11 protein-coding genes are annotated in these 14574 nt (G+C 74.1%); 6 read left to right on the top strand and 5 right to left on the bottom strand.

The features are described 5' to 3' along the window. The first annotated feature begins 119 nt into the window (after nucleotides 1-119). The 6 genes from ACY1JF_RS10935 (at nucleotide 120) to ACY1JF_RS10960 (ending at nucleotide 8488) form a co-directional block, all read left to right on the top strand. A complete protein-coding gene (locus ACY1JF_RS10935; RefSeq protein WP_462704828.1) occupies nucleotides 120-1088 on the top strand; it encodes an acyltransferase domain-containing protein in 969 nt (322 codons plus the stop codon). A gap of 7 nt (nucleotides 1089-1095) precedes the next feature. Continuing rightward, nucleotides 1096-2154, top strand: a complete 1059-nt coding sequence (locus tag ACY1JF_RS10940) for an acyl-CoA synthetase family protein (protein WP_462704829.1) — start codon at nucleotides 1096-1098, stop codon at nucleotides 2152-2154. A gap of 67 nt (nucleotides 2155-2221) precedes the next feature. Beyond that, nucleotides 2222-3235, top strand: coding sequence for a thioesterase II family protein (locus ACY1JF_RS10945; protein ID WP_462704830.1), 1014 nt, complete (start codon nucleotides 2222-2224; stop codon nucleotides 3233-3235). Continuing rightward, nucleotides 3232-5286, top strand: coding sequence for a non-ribosomal peptide synthetase (locus ACY1JF_RS10950; protein WP_462704831.1), 2055 nt, complete (start codon nucleotides 3232-3234; stop codon nucleotides 5284-5286). The genes ACY1JF_RS10945 and ACY1JF_RS10950 overlap by 4 nt, the downstream gene beginning before the upstream one ends. After that, the gene (locus ACY1JF_RS10955) at nucleotides 5283-6806 is read left to right on the top strand and encodes a tryptophan 7-halogenase (protein WP_462704832.1); all 1524 of its coding nucleotides are present in this window, start codon (nucleotides 5283-5285) and stop codon (nucleotides 6804-6806) included. Before ACY1JF_RS10950 ends, ACY1JF_RS10955 begins: the two co-directional genes overlap by 4 nt. Before the next feature lie 173 nt (nucleotides 6807-6979). Then, nucleotides 6980-8488 (top strand): HAL/PAL/TAL family ammonia-lyase, encoded by a 1509-nt coding sequence (locus tag ACY1JF_RS10960; RefSeq protein ID WP_462704833.1) that lies wholly within the window; start codon nucleotides 6980-6982, stop codon nucleotides 8486-8488. Nucleotides 8489-8554: 66 nt separating this feature from the next. Here the strand turns inward: ACY1JF_RS10960 and ACY1JF_RS10965 are convergent, their stop codons facing one another. From ACY1JF_RS10965 to ACY1JF_RS10985, 5 genes are read right to left on the bottom strand one after another with little or no spacing between them, the layout of a single operon-like run. Then, nucleotides 8555-10264, bottom strand: coding sequence for a cobalamin-dependent protein (locus tag ACY1JF_RS10965; RefSeq protein WP_462704834.1), 1710 nt, complete (start codon nucleotides 10262-10264; stop codon nucleotides 8555-8557). Next, the gene (locus ACY1JF_RS10970; RefSeq protein WP_462704835.1) at nucleotides 10245-10535 is read right to left on the bottom strand and encodes an acyl carrier protein; all 291 of its coding nucleotides are present in this window, start codon (nucleotides 10533-10535) and stop codon (nucleotides 10245-10247) included. Before ACY1JF_RS10970 ends, ACY1JF_RS10965 begins: the two co-directional genes overlap by 20 nt. After that, complete coding sequence (locus tag ACY1JF_RS10975; RefSeq protein WP_462704836.1) at nucleotides 10459-12207, bottom strand: amino acid adenylation domain-containing protein; 1749 nt, start codon at nucleotides 12205-12207, stop codon at nucleotides 10459-10461. Before ACY1JF_RS10975 ends, ACY1JF_RS10970 begins: the two co-directional genes overlap by 77 nt. Continuing rightward, nucleotides 12204-13364, bottom strand: a complete 1161-nt coding sequence (locus ACY1JF_RS10980) for an acyl-CoA dehydrogenase family protein (RefSeq protein WP_462704837.1) — start codon at nucleotides 13362-13364, stop codon at nucleotides 12204-12206. The genes ACY1JF_RS10975 and ACY1JF_RS10980 overlap by 4 nt, the downstream gene beginning before the upstream one ends. A 4-nt stretch (nucleotides 13365-13368) precedes the next feature. After that, on the bottom strand, nucleotides 13369-14538 hold the full coding sequence (locus tag ACY1JF_RS10985) for a ketoacyl-ACP synthase III family protein (protein ID WP_462704838.1): 1170 nt from the start codon (nucleotides 14536-14538) through the stop codon (nucleotides 13369-13371). Nucleotides 14539-14574 lie beyond the last annotated feature (36 nt).

Below are 14574 nucleotides of genomic sequence, written 5' to 3' on the forward strand. Positions count from 1 at the left end.
TGCGCGTCGTCCATGCCGGTGAACCGCGTCCGCCTCAACCCCTGATTTCTGAGGGTGACGGCCGGGTGCCCATCTGTGACACCTTGGGTGGCGACCGGCGTCCACGAGCAGAGGTGACCATGGCGTTGGCGTACATCATCGACGGCGGACTGGGTGATCCGCCCGGCACCGGCACCGACCTGTACGACGGCCACCCGGCGGTCCGCGAGGCGTACGCGCGTGCCGCCGAGTGGACCGGCGTGCCCGTGGAACGGCTGCTCAGGTGGGAACCCGACCAGGCCGTCGAGCACCGGGAGGTGGGCGCCGTCCGGCGGGCGGCCGTGGTGTTCGGGACGTGCGACGTGCTGGCCGGGCAGGGCGTGCGGCCCGATGTCGTCGGCGGGATGAGCCTGGGCGGCCTGATCGCCGCGGCGGTCGCCGGCGCCGTGGGCAGGCGGGAGCTGTGCGAGCTGCTCGCGGGCATGCGTGAGGTGCCGCGGCCGGCCAGGCCGCGGGGGGAGCCGGACCCGGCCCAGGGAATCGCCCGACTGCGCCTGCCCGCGGGGATGACGGCGGAGGAGTACGCCGGCGGGTTCCCGGACGGGGTGTACCTCGCGGCGGACATCGGGCTCACCCCGGACGGCGGGGCGCGGGTGGTGCTGCTGTCCGGATACCGCGACGCCCTGCGGCGGCTGGCCGAGCGGATCCCCGACCGGGAGGCGCTGCGCGTCTCGCCGACCGCGACCCGGGCCTTCCACTCGCCGTTGCAGGACCACGTCAGCCGGTTCGTCGGGGTCTGGGCCGAGGCCACGGCGTTCCGGGACCCCGAGGTCCCGCTCGTCGGGGGCACCGAACCCGGGCGGTACGCGACCGCGGGGCAGGTGCGGGAGATGTTCCGCCGCAACCACACCCACCCCATCAGCGTGCCCCGGCTGGCCGGACGCCTGGCGGAGCACCGTACCCGGCTGTCCCTCCTGATCGGTCCGGCCATGGTGGACCGCTATCTCGGCGCGCTGGACCACGCCGTCGTGCACATCCAGCACCAGGACCACATCCCCGAGGCGCTCGACTCCGTCCACGAATCCGGAACGCCCCTGCGCGGCCTGTGAGGAGCCCATGGTGGAAGACCTGAACCGATGGCTCGGCCAGGACCTCGACGAGTGGACGCGCCGGGTGGTGGCCCGCCACTTCGATCCGGACACGGGCAGCCCCTACTGGCTGGAACGCGCGGCGGCCCTGCCCTTCGACCCGCGGGACGTCAAGCGTCACGAGGAACTGATCGAGTTCGGTCCGTTCCCGCTGGCCGACCTGCGCACGCGCGACCCCGCCGACCTCGTGCCGCGGGCGGTGCCCAGGCCACTGGCCGGCCGCGTCTACGAGTCCGGCGGCACGACCGGCGATCCCTGCCGGGTCCTGTACACCGACGCGATGCACCGGCACCGCGTGCTGTGGCGCCGCCGGGGGCTGGAAGCCGCGGGGTTCGAGCCGGGGCGCGTCTGGCTGCAGGCCACGCCGACCGGGCCGCACGTCATCGGCAGCGGCATCGGGGACCTCGCGGATCACCACGGGGCGCGCGTCCACACGGTCGACATCGACCCGCGGTGGGTCAAGACCCTGGTCAGGCAGGGGCGCCGGGCGGAGGCGGACGCGTACACCCGGCACGTCGTCGAGCAGATGGCCCATGTGGTGCGGGGGCAGCCGGTCGACTACCTGACCACCACGTCCGTCCTGTTCGACGCCTTCGCGCGGACCGCGCCCGACCTCGCGGGCACGCTGAAGGGCGTCTGGCTGGGCGGCACCCAGATCACTCCCGGCATGTACCGGTCGTTCACCGAGGTCCTGGCCGGCGGGGCCCTCGGACGCACCTACGGGAACACGTTCGGCAGCGCGGCCGGCCTGCCCGCCTCGGCGGACGGCAGGGTGCTGCCGTACGTACCGCACCATCCGCAGGTCGTCATGGCCGTCACCGACCGGAACGACTGGCGGCGGACCGTACCGTACGGCGCGCTGGGCCGGGTCCGTCTGACGGTCCTGCACGAGGACCTCTTCCTCCCCAACATCCTCGAACGCGACCAGGCGATGCGCTACGACACCGGTCCGGACTGGCCCTGTGACGGCGTCGCCAACGTCCGGCCCCTCCAGATCACCGACACCGCGCCCGAAGGCATCTACTAGTTCCCGGCCCGGCCGCGGGCTGCCGAGCGGGCGCGACCAGCCTTCGCCGACTTCAGATGGTGAGATCATGGCGTTTCGCGTGCTGCGCTGTCTTCGACCGGGCGACAGCCCCTTCAGCTATGTGGTGTTCCCGCCGGCGGGGGGCTCCCGCGCCACCTGCGGGCCCCTGGCGCGGGGCGCGGCTCCGGGTGAGGTGTGGGGCGTGGAGTACCCCGGCCGGGGCGCGCGGGCCGGCCTCCCGGCGGCGGACTCGCTGCTCTCCCTGGCCGCCGAGGCGAGCGCGGAACTGCCGTCCGCCGTCGGCGCGCACCGGCTGCCGCGGACCGTGCTCGTGGGCATCAGCATGGGGGGCTTCGTGGCCTTCGAGGCGGCGCGGCTGCTGGACCGTCCACCGGCCGCGCTGGTCGTGGTGGGGGTGGGCGCCCCGGCGCACGGCCGGCTGCGCACCACCGCGCTCACCGACGCCGAGCTGCTCCGGCTGATCGAGGGCAGCAGGCTGCTGGACACCGCGCGGCTGCGGGAGCATCCCGAGATGCTGGACTACGCGCTGCGCACCCTGCGCGCCGATCTGCGGATGACCGGGGAGTACGCGGGGCCGGGCGCGGGGCCGGGTGCGGGGCCGGGTGTGGATACGGCGGCGGGTGCGAGTCCGGGTGCGGGTGCGGATACGGCGGCGGGCGCGGGTGCGGGTGCGGAGGCCGGTGCGGGCGCGGGCGCGGGTGCCTGTGCGGGTGCGCTGTCGTGCGACCTGGTGGCCATGTACGGGGCCGACGATCCGCGGCTGGACGACAGCTCCGCCGAATCCTGGCGGCGGTGGGCCGGGGGCCGGTTCGCCGCGCGGGTGCTGCCCGGGTCCCATCTCGACGTGCTCACCGCGGACGGTGCCAGAACGTTCTGGCGGACCTTGACCGGCCTCGGCCGCGAAGGGTTCGACGTGGCCGGGGACGGGACCGGAGGCGGGGGCGGGGACGGGACCGGAGGCGTGGCCGGAGCTGGAGGCGTGGCCGGAGGTGGAGGCGTGGGCGGGGGCGTGGTCGTGCCGGGGCATGTGTCCGTCGCGGCGAGGCGGTCGTCGTCATGAGGCAGCCGGCGCACGGGCGGATCGCCGTACCGGGCGGGGACGTGCTGCGCGGGCCGCGGCGTGCACGGCCCGAGCGCGCGTGGTGGGAGCCGTTCGTCCGCAGGGCGCGCGAGACACCGGGGCGTACGGCGCTGGTGGCGGGCGGCGCGGCGTGGACGTTCGGGGCGCTGGACGGGGCGACCGACCGGCTGGCCGCCCTGCTCGCCGCGCGGGGGGTGGGCCGGGGCGACATCGTCGCCTGTGTGATGGACCGTTCGGCGCGAGCCGTGATGGCCGTCCTGGCGCTGGCGAAGCTGGGCGCCGTCTACCTGCCGCTCGACGCCCACGCCCCCGGCCACCGGCTGGCCGGCCTGGTCCGCGACGCGGAGCCGGTCGCGGTGCTCTCGGACCTGGCGGACCCGCCCGACGTGGGCACCGGTCCCTGGACGCGGCTCGCCCCGCCCGAGCGCGACGCGCCCGCCGACCTCGGACGGTGCCTGCTGTCACGACGGCCACGGGACACGGCGCCGACGCCGGCGGCCGGCCCGGCCGGCTCCGGTGACGTGCCCGTCTACCTCGTCTACACCTCCGGATCGACCGGCCGCCCCAAGGGGGTGCTCGTCGGCAACCGCGGTCTCGTCAACCTCCACGGCGAACTGGAGGAGAACTTCTTCGGCCTGGCGGGCGGCCGGCGGTCCCCTGCCGAGCGGGGCGCCGAGCGGGTCGCGCACGGCGTCCCCTGGTCGTTCGACGCGTCCTGGAACCCGCTGCTGTGGATGGTCGGGGGCCATGAACTCCACGTCCTCGGCGAGGAGGAGCGCGCCGACCCGGAGCTGTACGTCCACACGGTCCGCGCCCGACGCCTGAGCGTCGTCGAGGCGGTGCCCACGGTGGCCGGCGCCATGGTGGACGCGGGACTGCTGGCGGCCGACACCCGGCCGGGCGCCCTGCTGATGGGCGGCGAGGCGATCGGCGCCGGGCTGTGGAACCGGCTGCGCGAGGTGCCCGACATGGTCTCGGTCAACCTGTACGGCCCCACCGAGTGCACGGTCTTCGCCACCGCCTGCCGCCTGGACGAGCATCCGGTGCCCGGCATCGGCCGGCCCATCGCCAACACCGCGCTCCGGCTGGCCGACGAGGAGGGACGTCCCGTGGCGCCGGGCGCCACCGGCGAGTTGTGGCTGGGCGGGGCGAACGTCGCCCTCGGCTACTGGCGCCGGCCCGAACTGACCGCCTCGCGTTTCGTGACCGGTCCGGGCGGGTCCGGTCCGGATGAGTTCGGTTCGGATGAGTTCGGTCCGGGCGGGTCCGGTCCGGATGAGTTCGGTCCGGGCGGGTCCGGTCCGGATGGCTCTGGTCCGGACGGTTCCGGACCGGGCGGGTCCGGACGCTGGTACCGCACCGGTGACCTGTGCCGTCTCCTGCCGGACGGCCGGCTGGACTTCCGCGGCCGGCTGGACGGACAGGTCAAGATCCGCGGGCAGCGGGCCGAGCCGGGCGAAGCCGAGCACCTGCTGCTGTCCTGCCCCGAGGTGCGGCAGGCGGCGGTCGTGGCCACGGGTGACGGCCTCGACCGGCGGCTCGTCGCCTACGTCGTCGCCGATCCCGCCCCGGCCGGCACCGCCGAGCTGCTGCGCGAACGCCTGCGGGAGCGGCTGCCCGGCTACCTCCTGCCGAGCCGCATCACCGTGGTCCGCCGGCTGCCGCTGACCGCGAACGGCAAGATCGACCGGGCCGCGCTGCCGGCGGTACGGGACGACGCGCCCGTCCGCACCCGGACCGGCCAGGCCGCGCCGACGCCGCCGCGGACGCCCACCGAGCGGAGCGTGGCCGCGCACTGGCGGGAGGTGCTGGGGACCACCGTGACCGACGTCCACCAGGACTTCCTGGAGGCGGGCGGGGACAGCCTGCGGGCGGCGCAGCTGGCCGCCCGGCTGCGTGGGGCCGGGTTCGCCTGTCGGCTCCAGCACGTGCTCGAACACCCGACGATCGCGGAGCTGAGCGCCGCGCTCCCGGCCCCAGGGGGCCCAGAGGCCGACACCTCCCCGGAGAACGGAGTCACACGACCATGAGCACAGACACGTACGACCTCATCGTGGTGGGCGGCGGGCCGGGCGGGTCGACCGCGGCCACCCTGGTCGCGCTGGACGGCCACCGCGTCCTGCTGCTGGAGAAGGAGAGCTTCCCCCGGTACCAGATCGGGGAGTCCCTGTTGCCGTCGACCGTGCACGGCATCTGCCCGCTGCTGGGCGTGGCCGAGGAGCTGGAGCGGGCCGGGTTCACCCGCAAGCGGGGCGGCACGTTCCGCTGGGGCGCCAATCCCGAGCCCTGGACGTTCTCCTTCGCGCTGTCCCGCCGGATGGCCGGTCCGACCTCCTTCGCCTACCAGGTCGAGCGCACGAAGTTCGACAAGATCCTGCTGGACAACGCGCGCCGGGCCGGGGTGGACGTGCGCGAACGCCACACCGTCGTCGACGTGCTGCGCGAGGACGGCCGCGTCGGCGGGGTGCGCTACCGCGACGCCTCGGACGGGCAGGAGCGGGAGCACGAGGCACGGGCGCGCTACGTGATCGACGCCTCCGGGCACCGCGGCCGGCTGCACAACGCCGTGGAGGGGCGGCGGGAGTACTCGCCCTTCTTCCGGAACCTGGCGCTGTTCGGCTACTTCGAGGGCGGCCGTCGCCTGCCCGAGCCCAACGCGGGCAACATCCTGTGCGCCGCGTTCCCGTCCGGCTGGTTCTGGTACATCCCGCTGTCCGAGACGCTGACCAGCGTGGGCGCCGTGGTCAAGCGCGAGCTGGCGGCCAAGGTGCAGGGCGATCCGGAGGCGGCGTTCGACGCGCTGATCGACGAGTGCCCGATGATCAGGGACTTCCTGTCCGGGGCGCGTCGCGCCACCCACGAGCCCTACGACCGGCTGCGCGTGCGCAAGGACTACTCCTACGACCGCACCGCCCTGTGGTCGCCCGGCATGGCCCTGGTCGGGGACGCGGCCTGCTTCATCGACCCGGTGTTCTCCTCGGGGGTGCACCTGGCCACCTACGGGGCGCTGCTGGCCGCCCGTTCGGTCAACGCGGTGCTGGCGGACGAGGTGGACGAGAAGCGCGCCTTCGGCGAGTTCGAGGCGCGTTACCGCCGCGAGTTCGCGCTGTTCCGGGACTTCCTGACGGCCTTCTACCAGACGCACGTGGACGAGGAGTCCTACTTCTGGCAGGCCCGCAAGGTCACCGGGCAGGAGGGCGTGTCCAAGGAGGCGTTCGTCGACCTGGTGGGCGGGGTCTCCGGAGCGGACTTCGCGCGCGCGCAGGAGCCGCGGGGCGGCCTTGACGGGCAGGCCCCCGGCGGGCCGGGCGGTGTGGGTGCCGCGGTCACCTCGATGCGGGAGGCGATCGCCGCTCCCGACGCGTCCGGCGACGTGACGGGGATGCTGCGCACGAGCACCGTGCGCGAGGTGCTGTCGGCCGGCACCGAACTGCAGCTGCGCGCCCTGCTGGGCACGGGCCAGGCCGAGCCGCCCATGTTCGAGGGCGGGCTCACCGCCTCCACCGACGGACGGCGCTGGGTCGAACCGCAGCCGGCCGGACGGCCGTGACGGGCGTTCCCCACCATCCCGGAGGCACTTCCCCCCGGAGGCACTTCCCCCCGGAGGCACTTCCCCCCGGAGGCACTTCCCCCCGGAGGCACTTCCCCCCGGAGGCACTTCCCCCCGAAGGCACTTCCCCCCGGAGGCACTTCCCCCCGAAGGCACTTCTCCCAGGAGGCACCGTGTCCGTCGTCGCCGATTCCGCCGGTGTCGCCTTCCGGCTCGGCCGCACCGTGCTCGAACCCGCCCATCTGGAACGGGCGGGCGCCCCCTTGCGGGTCGTGCTCGACGAGGAGGCGCTGACCCGGCTGGCCGACTGCCACCGCTTCGTGCGGGAGCGGGTGTCCGGCGGGCCCGCGGTGTACGGGGCGACCACCGGGCTGGGGGCGCTGGCCGGCTTCCCCGGCCGGGCGGAGGCCGCCGACCAGTGCGAGAACGTACTGGCGCACCTGGGCGCCGGGCAGGGACCGGACCTGGAGCCCGCCGTCGTGCGGGCGGCGATGCTGGTGCGGCTCGTGTCGCTGGGCCGTGGCCGCAGCGGGGTGTCGTGCGAGGTGGTCGAGTGCCTGGCCGCAGCCCTCGGCTCGGCGTTCGCCCCCGCCGTGCCCCGGTTCGGGTCGCTGGGCGCCAGCGGCGATCTCGTTCCGCTCGCCGCCCTCGTCTCGGCGTTGCGCGGACGCGGACACGCCTACCTGGACGGCGAGCGCCTGCCCGCCGGCGAGGCCCTGCGCCGGGCCGGTCTGCGGCCCCTGACCCTCACCGGCCGCGACGCGCTGGCACTGGTCAACGGCACGTCCGTGACCTTGGCGGCGGCGGCCCTGGCCCTGGTGAGCCTGGAGCGTTCGCGCAGGGCCGGTACGGTGCTGTCGGCGCTGCTGGCGGACGTGGTGGGGGCCGCGCCGGGCCATCTGTCGGCCTCGCTGCTGTCGGCGTTCGGCCACCCCGACAGCGCCGCCGTGGGCACCGAGCTGCGCGCGTACCTGGACGGGGTGGTCCCGGCCACGGCCAGGCCGTTGCAGGAGCCGTACTCGATCCGCTGCGTGCCGCAGCTGGTCGGCGCGGTGGGGTCGGCGATCCGGTACGCGGACTCCGTGGTCCGGGACGACCTCGGCGGTGTCAGCGACAACCCGCTCTTCTTCGCGGAGAGGGACGAGGTGGCGCACGGCGGCAACTTCTTCGGGCAGCACGTCTCCTTCGCCTCCGACCTGCTGTCCCTGGTCGCCACCCAGCTGGGCAACCTCGCCGAACGGCAGCTGGACCTGCTCATCGACCCGGGCCGCAACGGCGGACTGCCGCCCATGCTGTCGGCCGACCCCGGGCGCCAGCACGCGGTGCAGGGCATGCAGCTCACGGCGACCGCCCTGATCGCGCACATGCGCCGCGGCGCGGCCCCGGCATCGGTCCAGAGCCTGCCCACCAACTGGCACAACCAGGACGTGGTCCCGTTCGGCACCCAGGCCGCGCTGAACGCGCTCGACCAGGCGCGCTGGCTGCGCCTGCTGCACGGCTCGCTCGCCGTCGCGCTGCGGCAGGCGGTCCACGTCTCGGAGCGCGGGCTGACGGCCCCTGGCTGCGTGCGGGTGATGGACGAGCTGGCGGCGGCGGTCGAGCCGATCGTCGAGGACCGCGCGCTGGACGAGGACGTACGCCGGGCCGCGGACGTACTGGACCGGATCGCGGCGGCGGGCTGACGCGGCGGCGCAGGGACGGCGCCCCCGGCCTCGCGGCCGAGGGGCGCCGTCACGTCAGCCGCCGCGTCAGCCGCCGGGGTGTGCCGAGACCTCGCGGATCAGTTCGGCCGGCACGGTGGCGTCGTCGAACCAGCGTCCGCCGAAGGGCCTCGGCATCGGCAGGATCTGGTCGCTGGAGTAGGCGAGGATCTTGCGGTTGTACGCGCGTACCTCGTCCCGCAGGCCCGGCGGCAGCCGTCCGTCCAGCTCCAGGGCGTGCTCCATCTCCGCCAGCAGCCGGCGCGTCTGGTCGATCGTGCTCAGCACGCCCTCGCAGAACTCGGCGGACAGGACGCCGTACTCGCCCTTGACGCAGACCAGGCGGGCGATCGCCTCGTAGGAGACGTCCTGCAGCTCCCGGCGGCTGAGCCACCGCGTCTCGTAGTTGAGGCGCCGGTGCCACAGCGGCTCGACCATGGCCCGCCGGTGTTCCTCCAGGGTGCGGTGGTGGATCCGGTAGCCGTGCCGGTCGGGTTCCTCGAAGAAGCGGCAGCCGGGGTCCAGGAAGGGCACCATCGGGCAGATGAGGGGCAGGACCGGCTGCCCCCGGAACCCCCGGATCAGCTCCTCGCAGTAGGCGACCGTGTCGAGCACCGAGCGGCGGTCCTGGTAGGGCATGCCGATGAAGAACCACACCATGACGCCCTTGACGCCCGCGTCCAGCGCGCGCGGGATCCACTCCTCCATCTCCCGCATGGAGAAGGTGCCCCGCCCGGCCGCCTTGCTGATCCTGGGGTCGTGCGACTCGGGCGACAGCATGATGTAGGCGTCGGTGGACTCGCCCATCTTCCTCAGCGTGTCCTCGGGGGTCAGGTGGAACTGCTCGAAGTAGACGCTGCGGTACCCGACCTCGCTGACCGCGTCGAGGTAGCGGTGCATCCGGTTCTTGTTCTCCGAGTAGCACTGCAGGGCGTAGATGGAGGTGTGCCGGGCCGCCTCCCCCATGGTCCGGAGTTCCTCGACGATCAGGTCGTGGTCCTTCTGCACCAGCGTCCGGCGTACGTCCATGATGTTCCGGTAGGCGAAGCGGGAGCCGCCGCACCAGCCGCAGTCGTGGGCGCAGCCGGTGTTGGGCAGCGTCATGATGAGCTTGCTGGACAGCGGTGTCACGGGCGCGGCCCGGTAGTAGGACCAGTCGTTGACGACGTTGTTGTAGCCGGTGGCGGGCTTGTGGGTGAAGCCGGTGGACTCGATGCCGCGCGGGGAGGTGTGCAGGAGGTTCGGGACGGACCCGAGGTCCCGCTCGCCCCGCACCACGGTCTCCATGAGGCGGGTGACGGGCTCCAGGGTGTCGTAGCCCCGGACGACGACGTCCACCGCGTCGTACCGGATCAGTTCCTCGGCGTAGTAGGTGGCGGAGATGCCGCCGAAGACGGTCAGGGCGTGGGGGTGGACGCGTTTGACGGCCCGGGCCAGTTCGACGGCGCCGTGGCACTGGGTCATCCAGTGCAGGTCGAAACCGAAGACCGGCGCGTCGAGGCGGGCGATGAGCGCTTCCACGTCCAGGCCGGGGTGCATCAGCATCAGCGAGGCGACGTTGACGATCCGGCAGTCGAAGTCGTGCTCGGCCAGCCGCTGTCTGATGGAGAACCAGCCGACCGGGTACATCTCGTAGACCGAGGTGACGTTGACGCTGTCGCTGTCGCTCAGGTAGGCGAACAGCATGTCGTCGCGGTCGCGGAAGTCGTACACGCTCGGGGCGTGCAGCAGGAAGAGGTCAGCTGTCAGTTCGGGCATCGGCGCGCACTCGCCTCTCGTGCAGCATGGTGCTCAGACTGGCGACGGTCCTGAAGCTCTCCGCGGTGACGTCGGCCAGCGGTACGACGATGCCGAACTCGTCGCGGATGTGGCCGATGAGGGTCGCGGTGTTCAGGGAGTTGAGGATTCCGTACTCCAGCAGGGGCGTGTCCTCGTCGAGTTCGCCGTCCGGGTCACCCGCGAGGAAGTTCTCCCGGACGAAGCGGAGCAGGTGTCCCGTGATCTCGTCCCGTGTGTGTGCCGTTGTCACTGTCACCCCTTGGTCGTCGTACGGCCGGCAAGGCGCCGAGGTCGAGCTTGCCCCGGGCGGTGCGGGGCAGGTCCGGGACGAAGTGGATCTCGTCCGGGATCATGTGCGGGGGGAGCCACCGGGCGAGGTGGCGTCTGAGCGCGACCGCGCCGGGCCCGGCGTCTCCGGCCACGTACCGGACCACGTACGCCGCCAGGCGCCGTTGCAGGCCCTCGCCCACGGCGACGACGGCGGCCTCGGCGACCCCGGGGTGGGCCTGGAGCACCGCCGACACCTCGCCCGGCTCGATGCGGTGGCCGCGCACCTTGACGATGTCGTCGGTCCGCCCCAGGTAGTCGAAGGCGCCGTCGGGCCGGACCCGGACGCGGTCGCCGGTGGCGTAGGGGCCGGTGTGCGGGGGCCCGCCCCAGTAGCCGAGGAAGACGGTCGGCCCGTCGACCACCAGCTCCCCCTCCGCGCCGGGGCCCACGACGGTGCCGTCGGGCGCACGGGCCCAGACCCGGTCGCCGCAGCACGCCGTCCCGATGGGGACGGGCAGGTCACGGCGCAGGTCGGCCGGCCGGACCTCGTGGTACGTGCACACGTTGGTCTCGGTGGGGCCGTAGAGGTTGAGCAGCCGGGCCCCGGTCCAGCGGGCGAGCCGGCGGACGTAGCGGACGGGGAACGGCTCGCCCGCGAACAGCACCGCCCGCAGCGCGGCGGGCGGCGGCCGGTCCAGCAGGCCGCCGTCGCGCTCCATGAGGATCAGCGCGGACGGCACCGAGTACCAGACGCTGATCCGCTCCCGGTGCAGGAACTCCACGAGCCGTTGCGGCGCGTAGGCGAACTCGGCGGGCACCGGGCAGACCGCCGCCCCGACCGCGAACGCCGCGTAGAGGTCGAGGACCGAGAGGTCGAAGGTGAACGAGGCGTGGTTGGCGAACCGGTCGTGGGGGCCGGCCGCGAGTTCCGTCACGGCCCAGTCGACGAAGGCGAGGGCGCCCCGGTGGCTGACGCAGACGCCCTTCGGCGCACCCGTCGATCCCGAGGTGTAGAGGATGTAGGCGAGGTCGTCGGGGTCGACGCGGGCGGCGACCGGCGGGTGCGGACGCGGGCCGGACCGGGCGGGTCGGCCGGCGTCGGCGAGGTCGACGAGGGCCGGGTGACCGGGGCGGCCGGGACGGCCGGGGAGCCGGCCGAGCGGGCCGGCCGGCGCGCACAGCGCCCGCGCCCCGCAGTCCCGGGCGATCAGCGAGGCCCGCTCCGGGGGCGTCAGGGGGTCCACCGGGACGTAGGCCGCGCCGAGCCGCAGGGCCGCCTGCGCCGCGGCGATCGCGTCGACGGACTTCGGGCTCCATACGACCACCCGGTCGCCGCGTCCCACTCCGTGGGCGGCCAGCGCGTGGGCCAGGGCGTCGGCCCGGTCGTCCAGCTCCGCGTAGCTCGCCTCGCCGCAGGGGCCGGCGACGGCGGGGGCGTGCGGGGTGCGGGCGGCGGACGCGGCCAGCAGGGTGTGCAGGGCGTGCGGGGCGTGCGGGTTGTGCGGGGCGTGCGGGTCGGTCGAACGGGTCGGAGGGTCCGGGTGGGTCTGGCGATCCGGGCCAGTCGGATGAGTCGGGTGAGTCGGGCCGGGGTGGCGGTGGGTGGGTCCGCCGGTGTGCCCGTCGTCCCGGTGGCCGGCCGTCGCGCTCATGTGCCCATCCCCTTGGCGATGATCTCCCGCTGGACGTCGGTGGTGCCGGAGAAGACGTGCAGGGGTACGGCGTCCCGCAGCTGCCGTTCGATCCCGTCGTCGGTGAGACAGCCCCTGGCGCCGAACGTCCGCACCGCGTCCAGGCCGTTGGCGACGGCGGCCTCCGTGACCGCGACTTTGGCGAGGGCGGCGGCCCCGGGGGCGTCCGGGTGGTCCCGGTCGACGTACCAGCAGGCGCGGTAGAGGAGGAGGCGGCTGCTCTCCAGGCGCTGCTTCATGGTGGCGAGCCGGTGCGAGACCGCCTGGTAGTCCCCGATGCTCCTGCCGAACTGCCGGCGTTGCCGCGCGTGGGCCAGGCAGCGGCGCAGCTGGACGTCCATCACCCCGAGGTAGATCGCCGGCAGACAGGCCCGCTCCCAGGTCATCGACCGCTGGAAGACGCGGCTGCCCTCGTTCTCGGCGCCCAGCAGACAGCGCCGGGGGACCCGGCACTCCGCGAACTCGACCCGTGCGGCGGCGCAGCCCGCCAGGCCCGTCTTGGCGAGGGGCGTGCCGACCCGGACGCCGGGCAGGTCGCGGGGGACCGCGAAGGCCGAGATGCCGAGGAAGCCGGCGCCGGGCGCGGTCACCGCGTAGGTGAGGAGGACGTCGGCCGACGGGGCGTTGCTCACGAAGGACTTGGTGCCGTTCAGCACGTAGCAGTCGCCGTCGGCCACGGCCGTGGTGCCGAGCCCGCCGACGTCCGAACCGGCCTCGTCCTCGGTCATCGCGTTGCCGGCCACGAGCGTGCCGGCGCTCAGTCCGGGCAGCAGGGCAGCCGCCACGGAGTCCTCGGCGCCCTGGCGGGTCTCGGCGTCCCGGGCGTGTTCGGCGAGCACCCGGCCGCAGGCCAGCAGGTGCGCGGCGATCGCGAAGGCGAGGCCGGCGTCCGCGCCGCCGGCGCAGAACGCCTCCAGGCACAGCGCGGTGTCGAGGGCGCCGAGTCCGCCGCCGCCGTGCTCCTCGGGCAGGCACAGCCCGGTGAGGCCCAGCTCTCCGGCCGCCCGCCAGGCAGCGCGGCCGGCCACGGCGTCCGACGGCGCGAAGACCGGGGCGGCGGCGGCGCCGCGCACCCGCTCGGTCCGTTTCAGCTGGCGTGGAGTGAGGTCGAAATCCACCGGGTCACTCCTTCGCGTCCGGGGACGGGAATGGGGGTGGGGATGAGGGCGGGGATGGGGATGAGAGCGGGGACGGGGATGGGGACGGTGATGAGGACGGGGACGGAAATGGGAATGGGAATGGGGACGGGGATTCCTGGACCGGACGTGCATCGAGGATCCGGACGACCGCCGCCTTGTAGGTCAGGCCCGGAGAGAATCCGCACAGCAACAGGGTGTCCCCGGGTACCAGCCGGCCGGTGGACATGAGGTGGTGCAGGGCGGCCAGATGGTCGCCGGCGCCGAGATGACCGACGGTCCTCGTGAAATCCCAGGTCGACCGGGAGAGGGGGAAACCGAGGACTTTGAGGTAGGAGACGGCGGCCTGGCGCGGCATTCCATGGACGAGGACGTTCTTGATCTCGGCGGCCGTCACACCGGCCTCCTCCAGCGCGCGCGTCATACAGGCGACATTGCGTCGCTGGTGGCCGATGAGAAACCGGATCCAGTGGTCCTTCGCGACGGCTTCCTTCTGGAAGAGCTCGGCCCTCGCGCCGTAATGCAGAGGAGTTCCGGTGGTGGCGCCCGGCGGGAACAGCGGTTCGCCGGACCGGTGCGCCTCCTCCATCTCGGAGAAACTGTCCGTGCACAGCGAGAGCACCTCCGCCCGGCCGGGGGACCTGCTGAGCACCACGGCGCCCGCCGCGTCACCCAGGTACGCGATCCCGTCGCCCTGGTCCCACCGGTCGATCAGCGGGGTGCCGAAGTTGTCGCCGGCCGCGACGAGGGCCGCGCGGCCCTCCGGCAGGGCCGACAGGTACGGCGCGGCCAGTTCCAGCGCGCTGAAGACGCCGTTGCAGCCGTGCCTGATCTCCACCGCGAGCACGTCGTCGCCGAGCAGGTGCCGCTGCAGGTAGTACGGCGTGCCCCAGCCGTCGGGGCCCTGGTGCCACACCGACGCGTACAGCAGCAGCCCGATGTCCTCGGCCCTCAGCCCGCTGTCCGCGAGCGCTCGTGCGGCGGCCCGCAGCGCCATCTCCGGCGCGGGGATCCGGCCGGCCACGGCCACCCCGGTGATCCCGTGCTCCTCCGCCCGGTCCGCGGGAACCAGCCCCCGCGCGACCGCCGCCGGGACGCTCAGCGGCTCGGGCAGGAACACTCCGATTCCGGCCAGGTAGGTGTTTCGCGTTCGCACTTTCCTCCACCCTCGAAGACGTCCTCGCAGAGTTCT

The sequence above is a fragment of the Streptomyces sp. SYSU D01066-1 genome, assembly GCF_054956795.1.